General features: G+C 45.4%; 17 protein-coding genes. 4 read left to right on the top strand and 13 right to left on the bottom strand.

Annotated features, from left to right (window positions below; translation table 11 throughout):
* Positions 1–6 precede the first annotated feature (6 nt).
* Complete coding sequence (locus ICN31_RS01890; protein ID WP_216258049.1) at positions 7–1725, top strand: glycosyltransferase family 39 protein; 1719 nt, start codon at positions 7–9, stop codon at positions 1723–1725.
* Positions 1726–1728: 3 nt separating this feature from the next.
* On the top strand, positions 1729–3120 hold the full coding sequence (locus tag ICN31_RS01885; RefSeq protein ID WP_216258047.1) for an MATE family efflux transporter: 1392 nt from the start codon (positions 1729–1731) through the stop codon (positions 3118–3120).
* Between the two features lie 21 nt (positions 3121–3141).
* On the opposite strand, the gene ICN31_RS01880 is transcribed toward ICN31_RS01885, so the two are convergent.
* The 8 genes from ICN31_RS01880 to ICN31_RS01845 all read right to left on the bottom strand — a co-directional run bounded on the left by ICN31_RS01880 (position 3142) and on the right by ICN31_RS01845 (position 8047).
* Entirely contained in the window at positions 3142–3603 is a 462-nt protein-coding gene (locus ICN31_RS01880; protein WP_216258045.1) for a glycine zipper family protein, read from the bottom strand.
* A gap of 29 nt (positions 3604–3632) precedes the next feature.
* Entirely contained in the window at positions 3633–4067 is a 435-nt protein-coding gene (locus tag ICN31_RS01875) for a hypothetical protein (RefSeq protein WP_216258044.1), read from the bottom strand.
* 112 nt (positions 4068–4179) lie between these two features.
* Positions 4180–5151: a tripartite tricarboxylate transporter substrate binding protein gene (locus tag ICN31_RS01870; RefSeq protein WP_255530874.1), complete on the bottom strand. Its 972-nt coding sequence runs from the start codon at positions 5149–5151 to the stop codon at positions 4180–4182.
* 29 nt (positions 5152–5180) lie between these two features.
* On the bottom strand, positions 5181–5744 hold the full coding sequence (locus tag ICN31_RS01865) for a disulfide bond formation protein B (RefSeq protein WP_216258040.1): 564 nt from the start codon (positions 5742–5744) through the stop codon (positions 5181–5183).
* Positions 5741–5899: a DUF5993 family protein gene (locus tag ICN31_RS01860; protein WP_216258038.1), complete on the bottom strand. Its 159-nt coding sequence runs from the start codon at positions 5897–5899 to the stop codon at positions 5741–5743. The genes ICN31_RS01865 and ICN31_RS01860 overlap by 4 nt, the downstream gene beginning before the upstream one ends.
* Positions 5900–5971: 72 nt before the next feature.
* Positions 5972–7039 (bottom strand): alpha/beta fold hydrolase, encoded by a 1068-nt coding sequence (locus tag ICN31_RS01855; protein WP_216258036.1) that lies wholly within the window; start codon positions 7037–7039, stop codon positions 5972–5974.
* The gene (locus ICN31_RS01850) at positions 7039–7731 is read right to left on the bottom strand and encodes a fumarylacetoacetate hydrolase family protein (RefSeq protein ID WP_216258033.1); all 693 of its coding nucleotides are present in this window, start codon (positions 7729–7731) and stop codon (positions 7039–7041) included. The genes ICN31_RS01855 and ICN31_RS01850 overlap by 1 nt, the downstream gene beginning before the upstream one ends.
* Before the next feature lie 34 nt (positions 7732–7765).
* Positions 7766–8047, bottom strand: a complete 282-nt coding sequence (locus ICN31_RS01845; RefSeq protein ID WP_216258031.1) for a SemiSWEET transporter — start codon at positions 8045–8047, stop codon at positions 7766–7768.
* Between the two features lie 106 nt (positions 8048–8153).
* On the opposite strand from ICN31_RS01845, the gene ICN31_RS01840 reads away from it, so the two are divergent.
* On the top strand, positions 8154–9152 hold the full coding sequence (locus tag ICN31_RS01840; RefSeq protein WP_216258029.1) for a tripartite tricarboxylate transporter substrate binding protein: 999 nt from the start codon (positions 8154–8156) through the stop codon (positions 9150–9152).
* A gap of 48 nt (positions 9153–9200) precedes the next feature.
* Here the strand turns inward: ICN31_RS01840 and ICN31_RS01835 are convergent, their stop codons facing one another.
* From ICN31_RS01835 to ICN31_RS01825, 3 genes are read right to left on the bottom strand one after another with little or no spacing between them, the layout of a single operon-like run.
* A complete protein-coding gene (locus ICN31_RS01835) occupies positions 9201–9593 on the bottom strand; it encodes a cytochrome c5 family protein (protein WP_255530873.1) in 393 nt (130 codons plus the stop codon).
* Between the two features lie 21 nt (positions 9594–9614).
* Positions 9615–10412 carry a class II aldolase/adducin family protein gene (locus ICN31_RS01830; RefSeq protein ID WP_216258025.1) on the bottom strand — a complete coding sequence of 266 codons (798 nt, stop codon included), beginning with the start codon at positions 10410–10412 and terminating at the stop codon, positions 9615–9617.
* Positions 10412–11374, bottom strand: a complete 963-nt coding sequence (locus ICN31_RS01825) for a tripartite tricarboxylate transporter substrate binding protein (RefSeq protein ID WP_255530872.1) — start codon at positions 11372–11374, stop codon at positions 10412–10414. The genes ICN31_RS01830 and ICN31_RS01825 overlap by 1 nt, the downstream gene beginning before the upstream one ends.
* A 100-nt stretch (positions 11375–11474) precedes the next feature.
* On the opposite strand from ICN31_RS01825, the gene ICN31_RS01820 reads away from it, so the two are divergent.
* Complete coding sequence (locus tag ICN31_RS01820; RefSeq protein WP_216258021.1) at positions 11475–12362, top strand: fumarylacetoacetate hydrolase family protein; 888 nt, start codon at positions 11475–11477, stop codon at positions 12360–12362.
* Positions 12363–12426: 64 nt separating this feature from the next.
* On the opposite strand, the gene ICN31_RS01815 is transcribed toward ICN31_RS01820, so the two are convergent.
* Complete coding sequence (locus tag ICN31_RS01815; protein ID WP_216258019.1) at positions 12427–14340, bottom strand: ferrous iron transporter B; 1914 nt, start codon at positions 14338–14340, stop codon at positions 12427–12429.
* Positions 14333–14578, bottom strand: a complete 246-nt coding sequence (locus ICN31_RS01810) for a FeoA family protein (RefSeq protein WP_216258017.1) — start codon at positions 14576–14578, stop codon at positions 14333–14335. Before ICN31_RS01810 ends, ICN31_RS01815 begins: the two co-directional genes overlap by 8 nt.
* Between the last annotated feature and the right edge of the window lie 107 nt (positions 14579–14685).

The following is a 14685-nucleotide window of genomic DNA, read 5'->3' as shown; positions in this document are numbered from 1 at the left end:
GAGTCCATGGTCAAACTAACCGCCGCTGCCACTAAATCCATTCCACGCATTATTATTTTTGCGCTGACCTTGGTTTATGGATTTGCGGGTCTCTTCTTTCGTGATCCCTGGAAGAATGAAGATGCGGTTGGTTTTGGGGGCATGTGGACTTTGTTCCGCGGTAACTCCATTGATTGGGTTGTTCCTCACATCGCCGGTCGCGATATTTCTTTAGGCGCTCCACTGCCTTATTGGATGGGCGCTACTCTCATCGAATTATTTGGCTCTTGGATTGGCGCTGCCAATGCTGCGCGCTTATATTCTGCTATTTGCTTTTTCTCTGCTGCCTTAGCGATTTGGTATGCCACCTACCTTTTAGGTCGTCGTCGTGAAGTGCAACCAATGGCTCTTGCTGTTGGCGGTCAACCCGATTTGAAGAGTTATGGCATGACTTTAGCGGATGGTGCACTACTCATCTTCTTAGCTTGCGTTGGACTAGCTCAACGCGCTCATGAAACTACGCCAATGATGGCTCAACTCATGGGTATTAGTATTTTGCTCTATGGGACTGTACGTGGCTTAGATAAACCATGGCAAGGAGGCTTATGGACTGGTCTCGGCATCACGATTGTTGCGCTCTCTAGCAATCTCACCTTAAGTTTAATCATCATTAGTTCAACCATCATCGCTGTTCTAGCCAGTAATGCCAAATTGCGTTTTCGCTGGACATTAACCAGCACTGTTTTAGGCTTAATTGGTTTTGCTATATGGCCGATCATTTGGTATTTGACTGATCTGCCAGTTGATTTACGCCATGCTGCGCAAGAAGGCTGGCGCAATATCCCAGAAATGCGCGCCACTCCCTCAATCGAATCTCTTGGCTTTTTAAGCGTGAACTTTTGGGCCTACGCTTGGCCTGTTTGGCCTCTCGCAATCATCTCATTAGCCCACTGGGGTCGCGTGAAAGAAGCGGGCGCTTGGCGTGCTCCTCATCTTTGTATTCCCCTAAGCTTATTTATTGGCAGCTTAATTTATGTTTTTTTCCGCTCAGAAGCCAACGAACATGATTTGATGATTTTGATTCCGAGCCTATCGATCATGGCTGCGTTTAGCTTGCCCATCTTAAAACGCAGCATGATTAGCTTCATTGATTGGTTTGCGATGTTTAGCTTTACTCTTATCGCGATTGCTATTTGGATTATTTGGCTGGCAAAAGTAACGGGCTATCCAGAATCAACCGCTGCAAATGTAGCGCGTTTACTCCCCGGATTTGAATTTCAATTCAACTACCTAGCCCTTTTTGTTGCAATGGTGATTACTGGTGCATGGCTCGCCATTGTGCGTTGGAGAACCTCTCGCGCTCCTAAAGAAATCTGGCGCTGTCTCATCATCTCTGCATCTGGCACAACCTTGATGTGGGTACTCTTGATGACATTATGGTTGCCAACCATTAACTATGCTAAAACTTATCGTCAAGTCGCTGCACGTCTTGTGCAAGTGGTGCCATCCGGTGCTGGCTGCATTAATACGAGTAATCTGGGCGATGCCCAACTTGCCTCTTTTAGCTACTTCACTAAGCTCTCTTTACGTGATGACGCTGATTGCCCGTGGATGTTGACCCATAATCAATCCGAAGCTAAAGCATACGCAAAGCTCAATAATAAAAAACTGCAGTTACTTTGGGAAGACCGTCGTGCAGCTGACCGTGATGAACGCCTACGTCTTTACGAAGTCATCCCGGAATAAATAGTGCTGCACTTTAAACTATCGCGCCTGCGCGAGGACGTCCCCGCTTTACTGAAACTTGCTGGACCCCTGCTGATTGGTCAGTTAGCAGTCATTACGTTTGGGGTTCTAGATACTGCTATGACAGCACGCTACTCCGCTGAAGACTTGGCAGCACTAGCAATGGCCTCAGCAATCTTTATCAGTGTTTATGTTGGCCTGACTGGTGTGGTGTCTGCCCTCGCCCCGATTGCTGGTCAACTCTTTGGCGCTAAACGTTACTCTGAGATCGGCGAAGAGGTAAGGCAAGCTACATGGCTTGCTCTCGGACTTACCATTCTTGGTTGTCTGATTTTGACCAATGCAGATCATGTGCTTGAGATTTCTCATTTGAGTCCAGATATAGAAGACAAGGCAAAGTTATATCTCAATATTTTGGCTATTGGATTGCCTGCCAGTATGGTGATGCGTGTCTTGATGGCTTTACATAATGCCGTATCTCGTCCTGCCGTCATTACCATCATTCAACTCATTGGCTTGGGACTAAAGCTACCTCTGAACTTACTCTTTATTTATGGTGGCTTTGGGATTGAAGGCATGGGCGGCCCTGGGTGTGCAGTCGCTACTGTGATCATTAACTGGACCTGGATGCTGCTGACTCTGGGCTTTGTTTTGTTTGATCGTTTCTATAAACCGTTTTCGATCTTTGTGCGCTTTAGCCCTCCTGACTGGCATCGTATTTGGGTATTACTAAAGCTGGGTGCTCCTATTGGCTTTAGCTACTTGATTGAAGTCACTTCATTTACTTTCATGTCACTCTTTATTGCGCGCCTGGGAACTACTGCATTGGCTGGACATCAAATTGTTGCTAATCTAGGCACTGTAATTTATATGGTGCCACTCTCCCTCTCGATTGCAACGATGACTTTGGTATCCCAATCGATTGGCGCTAACAAGCCTGAACGTGCCGAGGAGATCGGTTGGTCATCTGTATTTTTTACAACTGCTACCTGCATCACGATTGGGATTGCTGTCTGGGTCTTCAGAATGCAGCTATTAGATCTATATGATCCTCCGGCTGAGGTGAAGGCTTTTTCAATCCCTCTCTTTTTGTTTATCGCGTTTTATCAAATATTTGATGCCCTACAAGTGACGGCAGCATTTATTCTGCGGGCTTATCGAATTGCCTTTTGGCCCATGTTGATCTACGCAGGATCGCTATGGGGCGTAGGTCTTGGTGGCGGCTACCTCATGGGCTTTAATGTATTTGGTAATGTGCCCATTTTCTTGCAAGGTGCTAATGGCTTTTGGGCTGGCAACAGTATTAGCCTTGGCTTAGCTGCTTGCTTCCTACTTTACCTCTTTAGAAAAACAGCGGAGCGCTATGAAAAAACGCATCCGCCGCTTAAGGTTTAGAAAGCTAGATTTTTTGCAGTCTTAGCGATAGCTTGGGCCTGTTCCACGAGCTGGATAGCTAGGAACCTGATTCCCTTTGGAATACATACACTGCTGGTATGCGATGTTGTATTGCGTTTGAGCTTGGTTTTCTTTTCCGGATGCATTCATGGCACCGATTCCTGCTCCACCTAATAATCCAATGCCTGCACCAGTTCCGACATTAGCGCTGCTACCGCCACCAATCACTGCGCCAGCAGCAGCGCCCAAGGCAGCAGCTACGGCAGCACTAGTGGCAGCATCCTTTAATGCTGCATTGCCGCTATCTTTAATGGAATTGGCGGCAAATCCACGACACTGCTGATCTTCCTGCTGAAATACTTCAAAAGGCTTACCTTCGCGCGGCATGATGGCAATGGTCGGGCCAGTTGGCGCAGATACGCATGCGGTTAATGATGCAAAAGTAGATGCAATTAATACTGTGAAGCTAATAAATCGTTTCATATAAAACCTTAAAATTTTCAGAATCTTTTTTAGTGTTGTGGTCGTTTGGGCTGAGCACTGCTAGTGGGCGGTGTTGCAGGCTCTGCTTGCCAGCCAGTAGAGCACTCTTGTACATATGGAAAATACTGGCCACTCGCTTGGCAGTAATACCAAACTGCAGGCTGTGGTTGTGCCGCCAAAACCATTGGTTGAGGAGGGGGCATATAAGTTACTGGTGGGGCATAAACGACTGGAGGAGCATAGTAGCCTCCATAAGGTCCGTAATAAGAACCGCCATATGCCCAATTGCCTCGCCATCCTGGACCCCAGCCTGGACCATAAGCTGCTGGACGCCAGCCACCGCCATAACCGCCACCCACGGATACATTCCAGCCTACGTTACCCGCTTGGGTAGTAGCTGGTGAAGCTAGCAATAATGAAGCTAAGGCAACTCCTAAGATACTAAATTGATTGATTTTTTTCATGATCGACCCCCTAAATTTGGTCTGACACTTCTTTGAAGCTCTCATTTAATTTTAACTAGCCTCACTACCAATAACGCCTCAAATCTGTTTAAGCTGACAAGAAAATCAGAAATTACGGCTCAGCTTTAGCGCCTGACTGCTGAACCACTCTACTCCACTTGCGGGATTCTTTTGCAATCAATTTAGAAAGGTCTTCAGGGCTACTAGGAGCAGGATCCAAACCACCAACTAAGAGTCTATTTTTTATATCTGGGCTTTCTAAAGCTTGTTTAGTTAACTGGTTAAGACGTTTTTGAATGGCTGGTGGCAAATTTGCTGGGGCCATTAAGGAAAACCACGAAACTGCTTCAAAACCTGGCAAACCCTGTTCGGCCAAGGTTGGAATTTCTGGGGCAGCAGGCGAGCGTTTTAATGTCGTGACACCTATAGCCTGCACCTCCCCTGCTTTAATCAATGGCAATGAGGAAGATAGATTATCAAAGAGCATCGAGATACGTCCGCTGACTAAATCTGGTAATGACTGAGCGCGCCCCTTATAAGGAATATGGCGAATATTGATTCTGGCCATTTCTTTAAAGAGCTCACCAGACATATGCAAAGAAGTACCGACTCCTGAAGAGCCGAAGGTTAATTGATTTGGCTTAGCTTTTGCAAGCTCAATTAATTCATGAATATTGCTAATGCCTAATTGATTATTCACAATCAATACATTGGGAGTACTCGCCAAGAAACTAATCGGCGTGAAATCTTTCACTGGATCAAAAGGCATCTTTTCATAAAGAGCGCCATTAATCGCATGAATACCCACGGTACCAATCAGTAAGGTATAGCCGTCAGGTTCGCTCTTAGCAACTAAATCTGCACCAATATTGCCACCATAGCCTGGACGATTTTCAACGAGCACTGGGACACCCAGAGTTTGCTGCCAATTTTCAGCTAAGACGCGCGCCAAGATATCGGGTGCGCCACCAGGTGTAAAAGTCACAATAATCCGAATGGCTTGCTTGGGCCAAGCCGTCTTTGCTTGTGCATGAGCAGTCGATATGCCAAGCCAGAAAAACAGAAGAACGAAGAGGCTTTTCATGAGCCTAGAAAATAGCATCATTAACTTAGTTAAAAGCCAAAGCGATTACGCAACCAGAGCCAGCCCTCATACTTCACAGGATCATCAGCGCATGGACCAAGGCCACACTCGAGTAGCGTAGATATCAGATTGCCTGCCACTAATAGGATCAAGATCATCACCAAAACATTGGCGAACATAGAGCGAGAGCGGACTTCACGATTTGGCAGTATCAGTAAAATTGCAAGGCCTAGTAAAAGCCCCATATAACCCACAAAGGCCCAGGTATAAAAATGCAACTCCAGAAAGGTAGAGCCATAACCCTTATCGCCCGGTAGAACATGCAACAGTACTTGGCGCAAAGAAACCATCATTCCTACTAATCCACCGATGATGCCCCAACCATAATGTGCCGCGTGGGTGCCACAGCGAATATTCAAAACTAAGGCAAAGCCAATGATGACAAACCCGATGCGCTGCATGAGACATAATGGGCAAGGCAATTCACCAAAATACAGTTGATCAACAAAGGCATATGACAAGACACTGATTACCGCAAGTAATGCTAGTTGATTGCCAAGCGCAGCTAGTGAGGGAAAAGAAAGATTACTCATAAGCTGATATTAAGATGAGTGCTTGCATGCAAGTAGAACCAAGCAGCCAGAAGCCCAACAGTAATGGCTAAGAGGATTAAGCCAGCAATGCGCTTATCAAACCAAACCAAAATCAGTCCGATCAATGCTGTCAGAAAAGGTAAGAACATATACATAAGAGAATTCTAGTGCAGTAGACCCAAATGATGGCTAGCTTAAGCCATCTTGGAGAAAGGGTAATCTACTGATCAGTTCTTTGAGTTTAAAAACTCTACTACTGTTTTTACAAAGAGATCTGGGACTTCCACATGGGGCACATGACCAACATTATCAATAGGTACCAGCTTTGCATTCGGTATTGCAGCTTGCGCCTTTTTACCTAGCTCTGGAAAGTTACCCAATGACTTCACCGCTTCCGGTGGAGCAAAACGGCGACCAAAGACCGTTCTATCTTTTTGACCAATCACCAACAATACAGGCATCTTCAATTGTGGCAAATCATTGACAACAGGTTTTTCTGCAATCATCTGATAAGTTAAGACAGAAGTTTTAGCGTAAGCAGGATAGTCAGATCCTTTTTGTACGCGCACATACACTTCTACAAACTTTTCATAACTCGGTTGCCAAGTTGGGAAGTAGGTTTGCAAGAAACGGCGATAGCTCACTTCAGTCTGCGCCATCTCTAACTTGAGCAAATTGTCATTTTGCTGTGGCGGAATATCTTTGCTGTAATCCTCAAGACCCAAAGGATTTTCGAGAACAAGCTTTTGCACCATATTCGGGTACAAGCGGGCAAATCGCACGCCAACCATACCACCCATCGAATTAGCAATGACTGAAACCTGCTTGACATTGAGCGACTGCAATAACGCTTTGGTATTAGCAGCTAAATCATCAAAGTGATATGCCACATCTGGCTTAGAAGACTTACCAAAACCAATTTGATCTGGAGCAACTACACGATATCCAGCTTGTGTTAGCCCAGCAATCGTAGGAGCCCAATAATCGCTAGAAAAATTCTTGCCATGGAACAAGAGCACTACACCCTTTTGCTTACCAATAGCAGGCACATCCATATAAACCATCGTCGCAGGCTGACCTTGCAAACTGGTTTTGAATTCTTTAGTCGCGTAGGGATAGGGCCAAGTACTTAAACGTAGATCCAACGGTGCTGCATTGGTATACAAGCTAGCTGGAGTTGGAGCTGGAGAACTGACTACAGCCTGCTCTGTACTGGCACATGCTGCCAATAGTAGCGAGGTAGCGCAAACTAAACCAATGGTTCTCAGAATCGACTTATTAAAGGATGTATTCATTACAGAATCTTTGTTTTGAGATTGATTAAGCCCTCGACGCTTCCCTCAAGTACATCGCCCTTCTTGATCGGGCCAACTCCAGCTGGAGTACCTGAGTAGATTAAATCGCCTGCTTCTAAAGTAAATAAGGTAGAGAGATAGGCAATGGTGTCAGGCACATTCCAGATCAGCTGGTTTAAATCACCCTCTTGACGCACTTCACCATTCACTAAAAGTTTGACAGTGCCTTTTGCTGGATGGCCACATTGAGTTACCGGGGTAATTTCACCGCAAGGGGCTGATTGGTCAAATGCTTTTCCTGTGTCCCAAGGACGCCCCATTTTCTTGGCCTCACCTTGTAGATCACGTCTTGTCATATCCAAACCAACACCGTAACCATAAACATGGTCTAAGGCTTTATCAGCAGGGATATTTGCACCGCCTTTGCCAATGGCAACGACCATTTCAATTTCGTGATGTACATCTTTTGATAAATTGGGGTACGCCATATCTTTTCCATCGGTCACGATAGAGTTAGCTGGCTTCATAAAAAAGAATGGTGGCTCACGATCTGGATCATGGCCCATCTCACGCGCATGATCTGCATAATTCCGACCAACACAGTAAATCCGATTTACTGCAAAACGGCGAGTATCACCAGTAACTGGTAAAGATATCACTGCTGGTGGATCAATCACAAACGCTGAACTCATAAAACCCTTTCTATCAAATCCTATGGATTAGTCTCTATTTACGATGTAGAGAAGTATGACGCAATTTTAGTAACAAGATGCTCAGAGCCAAAGCAAAGGTCAAAGCATTGGCCAATATCAGGGGCCACTTCTCAATAATGAGCCCATAAATCAGCCAGAGCCCTACCCCAGCTGTAAATAGGGAGTACATGCCCAGAGATACGCCTGATAAATCCCGAGTCCGCCAGGACTGTATTGCCTGCGGCAAAAAGGCGAACGTGGTCAAGAATGCGGCACAATAACCAATGACTTCAATCTGGTGGGGCTCAAGGTTCATGAATCCATTGTAATTAATGAAATGAAACATTCATTGATCTAGCGCAGAAACTCCAATTCTGGTCATAATACAAGCTTGCCTTACAAACCTATATTAAAAATAAGCCATGAGACAACTAATCCAAAAATCCCTTTTTATTACACTTTGCGCGACTGCTGTTTTAGCTAATGCCTATGCCCAAGGTGATGCAGCTATTAAGAATTACCCAGATAAACAAATTCGTATAGTCATTCCCTTCCCTCCAGGAGGTGCGACTGACGTGATTGGTCGCATCATGGCGCAAGAGTTATCCAAATCACTAGGTCAGCAAGTGGTACCCGATAATCGCTCAGGAGATAGCGGCAATATTGGCGCGGACTTAGTGGCCAAGTCTCCAGCCGATGGTTACACATTGCTCATGGGTGCACTCACATCGCACGCTATTAATACCAATCTGAACAAAGATGGCATTAAGTACAACCTAGAAAAAGATTTCACACCCGTTGGTGTAGTTGGTGTAGTGCCACTAGTGTTTGTTGTTAACCCTTCGGTTCCCGTAAAGAATATGAAGGAATTTATTGCTTATGCTAAAGCCAATCCTGGCAAACTCACTTTCGCCTCCTCTGGCGCAGGAGCACCACAACGCCTAGCAATGGAAATGTTCCGCGCGCAATTGGGCTTAGATCTTTTACACGTGCCTTATAAGGGTAGTGGTCCAGCGATGACAGACCTCGTTGGTGGTCAAGTACTCAGTATGTCTGAGACAGTACCTGCAGCACTGCAATTTATTCAGGCTGGTCAATTAAGAGCTTTAGCGGTAACTACTGCGAAACGGATTGGTCAATTGCCGGATGTGCCTACCGTTACTGAAGCTACTGGCTTGCCGAACTTTGATGTCGTGAGTATGTTCGGAATTTTGGCTCCTGCAGCAACGCCCAAACCCATCATTGACAAACTGAATGCAGATATCAAAGTAATTTTGCAGCGCCCAGATGTACAAGAACGTATGTTGGCTGCTGGTGTATATGTGAACTACCTAACACCCGCTGATTCTGCAAAGCGTATTCACAGAGAATTGAATATGTGGGGCAAGGTCATTAAAGATGCTGGAATTAAAGCAGACTAAATCATGAGATTTAGCGCCAAGGGTGATCCTTGGTGCTAAGTTTGTTTACTACTTCTTGTTTAACCCTGCTTTACGAGCTTCCACTTCTTTATTAATCGCTGCAATCGTTTGAGGATTAGGCGACTTCCAGTTGCCGCCAGAGTTATTCACCATATAAACCAATGCGTCAGCAAACCCCTCAATACTTAAATTAGGATTGCCTCCTTTAGCAGGCATGGAACGAACGCCAACATAACCATGCGCAGTAAGGGTAACTTGTCCCTCAGCAATGAGTGGCGCCCACTTTGCCTTATCACCCAGCTTGGGCGCATTCAGAACACCAGCTCCATGGCAGCTCATGCAGACCTGCTTGTATGTGGCTTCACCAGATTGAGCAAAAGCTGATCCAGAAAATAGTAAGGCTACTAAGGCGATAAATGAGGCTGATTTTTGTATCTTCATATCCATATTTTCCTGGCAAAGTTATTGTGATTGTTTAACGCGCTCAGTCCAGAGTTGCCATGGACGCCCAATCGTTTTTTCGATTGTTTCTTTAGAAGTTGTCGCTTCTCCAGGGGTCAAGTACTGAACCTGACCCATCTTCATTGCTTCTGCCTGAATGCTCGCATTCTGAATGGCGTAGACCGTTCTAAATACCGCCTTCTTGATTGAGTCAGCTCCAGCAGCATAACCATGACCACGCATCAATACAAAGTATTGCAAACCCATCGTTTGAGACAAGGCATCGCCTAAATCTGAATTACTCACAAACATATCTGTATCTGGATTTGGTTTAGCAAAATTACGGATCTCAAATATAGGCGCGCCCTCACCCAAGAAGGCACTCATGTGATAAACCGGTCTCAAAGGTACGCCAGTTAAACCATATGACAGAATGGGTGAGGCATGACCATGAATAACTGAATTAATATCAGGGCGATTCCTCAGAATTCCACTATGGATAAATCGTTCACCATAGGCAACTCGGGTATCGCCATTTAAGGCTTTGCCATTCATATCAAATTCCATGATGTCTTGGACTTTCACTACTGAAGGCGCGACGCTTCTGGCTAAAAAGAAGGTATTAGGATTTGCTGGATTGCGAACACTAATATGCCCATAACCATCCACCGCATTTTGATCATACAAAATATGATTTGCAATGACCAGTTCCTCAACTGCGATCTTGACGGCGGGATTTTGCTCCATTTGTTCTTGAACACTCGCAGCATGAGCTTGAATAGCTACGGCAAAGAGAGCGGTAATGAAACTTTTTTTCATTACTCGACCTTTCCAATCTTTCTGACAACATCCCCCATTTGCGCTGACTCTTTATCCCAATAGACTTTAAATTCAGGTGCATCCATATATTGAATGGGGCTACCAGCACTGTTAATGACCGAACGAACCCGTTCATCAGTGGCCGCCTGCTTGGCTGCATCGCGTAACTTATTGGTAATGTATTCAGGGGTTGCGCTGGGAACAAACAAACCAGCCCATTGAGAAAATTCAATCTTGACGCCCATCTCCTTAAAACTAGGTACCTCGGGCATACTCGCCAATCTACCATCACCCCAGTGTGCCAACGCTCGCACCTTGCCGGCTTTGATCTGCTGCACAATCGAAGAAGGGCCAGTAGCAATTGCATCAACCTGCCCACCCAATAATCCTACGATGGCTGGGCCAGCTCCCGTATAAGGAATATGAACCATATAAAACTTTTCTGAGGCCTTGAGCATCTCCATCGGAACATGCATCGTTCCATAATTACCCGAGGAGCCGAAGTTATATTTACCTGGATTAGCGCGCATTGCCGCTATAAAAGATTTGTAATCCTTCCATGGACTATCAGCCCTCACTACCAAGACAGTAGGGTCAGCTGTGAATCGTGCAATCGGCTTTAACTGATTTAATTGGAATGATTGTTCGCGGCCAACAACTTTATCCGCCTCAGGAATGATGGAAATGGAAGATAGGGCCATGAGAATCGTATAGCCATCTGGTTTTGACTTAGCCACAGCAGCCATTCCAATACCGCCACCAGCGCCCGGCTTATTCTCAACAATCACAGATTGACCTAAGCTTCGAGACAAGGCTTCAGCTACTGGCCTGCCAACAGTATCGGCTACTCCGCCTGGAGGAAAAGGTACCACCATCGTAATGGGGCGCGTAGGCCAAGCTTCCTGCCCGAATACGGAACCAACCAGAAAACAAGCTCCTACAAAGGCTAGCAGACGGCTCATATTCGTTTTTTGTCTCATATTTGTTATTTGGTTATTATTTATGGTCTTTATCCTACTACAAGAGTTGGCATAGATATAGCCCCCACTGGAGATCACCATCATGAAATACGCAGCATTTTCTTTAGCAAAAGAGCCAGACAAGACACGCGTTGGCACCATTTCTGCCGATGGCAAGACAGTGCAAGAGCTTGATCTTGGGGTCGATGTAAGCGAGGATGGGATCGTTGCTATTTTGCGCGCCGATTTGGCTGGTAAGACGCCCTCATCAATTGCTACCCATGCATTTAGTGATATTCGCTTATTAGCCCCAGTACCAAGGCCGCGCCGCAATATCTTTTGCGTTGGTAAAAACTACCATGAGCATGCAAAAGAGTTTTCCAATAGCGGCTTTGATGGCAGCGCCAAACCAGGCGAAGATATTCCTAGTCACGCCATCTTCTTTACCAAGCCACCAGAATCTGTCACTGGCCCAAATACTAATGTGATTATTCCAACTGCTGTGTCTACTTGCATTGACTACGAAGCAGAATTAACAATCGTGATCGGTAAAGGTGGCAAAGGTATTAGTGAAGCCGATGCTATGAAGCATGTTTGGGGTTACACCGCCATTAATGATGTTACGGCTCGCGACTGGCAACAACGGCATAAGCAATGGTTCTTAGGTAAAAGCTTTGATACCTTCTGCCCTATGGGTCCATGGGTTGTGACAGCAGATGAAGTTGACGCAAACGATATCTCAGTGAAGTGCTGGGTTAATGGCGAATTGCGTCAGAACTCCAATACCAAAGATTTAATCTTTGGTATCCCCAATATGATTGCTACTGTCTCGGCTGGGATCACGCTATACCCAGGTGACTTGATCGCTACAGGTACTCCTGTAGGAGTGGGAATTGGCTTTAAGCCGCCTAAGTATTTAGTAAACGGTGATGTTGTTGTCGTTGAAATGGGTGGCATCGGCAAACTGGAAAATACTTTCGTAGCCAAGTAAGTCAGAAGCAGAACTATCGAAATATAAAAGCCACCCTAGGGTGGCTTTAAACATTAGTGCATCACTAAGCTAAACCAAATGCGCTTGCAATCCGATATGTAATAAAGGAGGCTAGATAGGCTAAGCAAAACAAGTAACTGAGCATGATCACTGGGATCTTCCAGCCACCTGTTTCACGCTTTACTGCAGCAATGGTTGATAAGCACTGTGGTGCAAATACAAACCAAGCCAGGAGTGAAAGCGCTGTGGCTAATGACCAACCGGAAGAAATTAATGGGATCAATGCTTCAGCCGCATCTGCACTTGCACTCGATAAAGCATAGACAGTAGCTAGAGAGCTCACTACAACTTCACGTGCTGCCATGCCCGGAACCAAGGCAATACTAATTTGCCAGTTAAATCCAATAGGTGAAAAGAGATGCGCAAGAGCTTGGCCTAACATACCTGCAAAGCTATATTGAATAGCTGAACCTGTTGCACCTTCAGGTGGAAGTGGAAAGCTCGATAAAGCCCATAAAGCGATTGTCATAATGAGAATGATGCCTCCGACGCGACGCAGAAAAATTTCTGCACGCTGCCACAAGCTAATCGCTAAATTACCAAGGCGTGGCAAGTGATAACTAGGCAACTCCATCATGAGTGCATTCATACGAAATTGCTCACTGGTGAAATACTTCAAAATCCAAGCAACGCCCATCGCACCTAAAATACCTGCAAGATAAAGTAAGAATAAAACGAGGCCTTGTAAATCAATATTCGCCCAAAGCTTTTTTTCTGGGATAAAAGCGGAGATCAATAATGCGTACACTGGTAAACGTGCTGAGCAAGTCATCATGGGTGCAATCAAAATAGTGACCAAACGATCTCGTGAATTTGAAATGCTTCTAGTTGCCATGATCCCTGGAATAGCGCAGGCAAAACTAGACAGAAGCGGAATAAATGATCTACCAGAGAGACCAACCGAGCCCATCACACGATCCAGTAAATAGGCCGCTCTAGGCAAATAGCCAGACTCCTCCAGCAAAAGAATAAAGAAAAACAGAATTAGGATCTGCGGCAAGAAGATCACTACACCACCGAGTCCAGCCAAGATACCGTTAATCAATAAACTGCGTACCCAATTATTTGGCAGGATCTCCGTAATTTGAGTACCCAGAAACTCAATCGCAGCCTTGATCAACTCCATTGGCAAAGCTGCCCAACTAAATACGGCCTGGAAGATGAAAAACAATAGCGTAATCAAAATTAAGGGGCCAAACACCGGATGGAGCAGGACAGCATCCAAGCGATCACTTAAATGATCCGGAATAACTTGATCTAACTTCAAGTTTTGTAAAATTTTCTGAACCAAAATATTGTCAGACTCTGTATGAGCAATATGAGAAGCAACATTTTCTAGCGTTGCGTCACTGGTGCCTGTTTGTAGCGCACTTAAATTACGCCAATCTAGATTAGATAAGAAAGATTTAAGATCATCAGCGCCATCAGCATGGATGCCAATGCTAGTCACTACCGGTAGTCCCAACTCATGAGAGAGAGCTGCAGTATCGATCTGAAGGCCTTGACGCTTGGCGATATCGAGCATGTTCAGCACAACCAAGCAAGGCAGTCCCAGACGTTTAGCAGCCAAGACCAAACGCAGATTACGGCGCAAGTTGCTGGCGCTTAATACACAGACCACCAAATCAGGGCGCTTCTCACCTTCTGCTCTACCCAATAGAACATTGCAAGTGACGCGCTCATCAAGTGATCTTGGATAAAGGCTATAGGCACCGGGTAAATCCAAAATCCGAATGTTCTTGCCTGACTCGAGCGTCAAACGCCCTTCTTTACGCTCTACTGTGACGCCAGAATAATTCGCAACTTTCTGACGACTACCAGTGAGTAAATTAAATAGAGCCGTTTTCCCACAATTGGGATTGCCTAGTAGCGCAACAACTGGTTCGCTAGAAAAAAAATGGACTTGAGATTCAGTCATGCGCAAATAACTCAATTTCAATCATGCGCGCCTCAGACTGACGCAAAGCAAATGTAGATGTGCCAACTCGAACCATATAAGGGCCCTTACCAAGCAATCCCTTTCTCAAAAGAGTCACTTGCTCGCCAGGCAAAAAGCCGATGTCCTCCAACTGCCCTTTGATTTGTGGGGCGCCTTGAGGAGAATTGACTTCACTTACACGGTAAAGGCTTTCCAGTTCAGCTTGTTCCAAATTCATTCAATATGCTTTTTTGAGTGATTTATAGGGATATTATATCCCCAAATGAGAATGAATATCATTCGTGGCGACCCAGTGTTTACAAAGCAATATTGAGCCTGTTAAAG

Origin of the sequence: Polynucleobacter sp. UB-Piko-W3, from assembly GCF_018881635.1 — a bacterium.
Classification (GTDB): domain Bacteria; phylum Pseudomonadota; class Gammaproteobacteria; order Burkholderiales; family Burkholderiaceae; genus Polynucleobacter.
This window is presented reverse-complemented; position numbering and strand designations above follow the sequence as displayed.

Coding starts and splice junctions, on each gene's coding strand:
- ICN31_RS01845 (WP_216258031.1), bottom strand. CDS start 8,047: ATGAACCTTGAGCCCCACCAGATTGAAGTCATTGGTTATTGTGCCGCA.
- ICN31_RS01855 (WP_216258036.1), bottom strand. CDS start 7,039: ATGAATACATCCTTTAATAAGTCGATTCTGAGAACCATTGGTTTAGTT.
- ICN31_RS01865 (WP_216258040.1), bottom strand. CDS start 5,744: ATGAGTAATCTTTCTTTTCCCTCACTAGCTGCGCTTGGCAATCAACTA.
- ICN31_RS01890 (WP_216258049.1), top strand. CDS start 7: ATGGTCAAACTAACCGCCGCTGCCACTAAATCCATTCCACGCATTATT.
- ICN31_RS01850 (WP_216258033.1), bottom strand. CDS start 7,731: ATGAGTTCAGCGTTTGTGATTGATCCACCAGCAGTGATATCTTTACCA.
- ICN31_RS01870 (WP_255530874.1), bottom strand. CDS start 5,151: ATGAAAAGCCTCTTCGTTCTTCTGTTTTTCTGGCTTGGCATATCGACT.
- ICN31_RS01880 (WP_216258045.1), bottom strand. CDS start 3,603: ATGAAACGATTTATTAGCTTCACAGTATTAATTGCATCTACTTTTGCA.
- ICN31_RS01840 (WP_216258029.1), top strand. CDS start 8,154: ATGAGACAACTAATCCAAAAATCCCTTTTTATTACACTTTGCGCGACT.
- ICN31_RS01835 (WP_255530873.1), bottom strand. CDS start 9,593: ATGAAGATACAAAAATCAGCCTCATTTATCGCCTTAGTAGCCTTACTA.
- ICN31_RS01860 (WP_216258038.1), bottom strand. CDS start 5,899: ATGTATATGTTCTTACCTTTTCTGACAGCATTGATCGGACTGATTTTG.
- ICN31_RS01815 (WP_216258019.1), bottom strand. CDS start 14,340: ATGACTGAATCTCAAGTCCATTTTTTTTCTAGCGAACCAGTTGTTGCG.
- ICN31_RS01830 (WP_216258025.1), bottom strand. CDS start 10,412: ATGAAAAAAAGTTTCATTACCGCTCTCTTTGCCGTAGCTATTCAAGCT.
- ICN31_RS01820 (WP_216258021.1), top strand. CDS start 11,475: ATGAAATACGCAGCATTTTCTTTAGCAAAAGAGCCAGACAAGACACGC.
- ICN31_RS01825 (WP_255530872.1), bottom strand. CDS start 11,374: ATGAGCCGTCTGCTAGCCTTTGTAGGAGCTTGTTTTCTGGTTGGTTCC.
- ICN31_RS01810 (WP_216258017.1), bottom strand. CDS start 14,578: ATGAATTTGGAACAAGCTGAACTGGAAAGCCTTTACCGTGTAAGTGAA.
- ICN31_RS01875 (WP_216258044.1), bottom strand. CDS start 4,067: ATGAAAAAAATCAATCAATTTAGTATCTTAGGAGTTGCCTTAGCTTCA.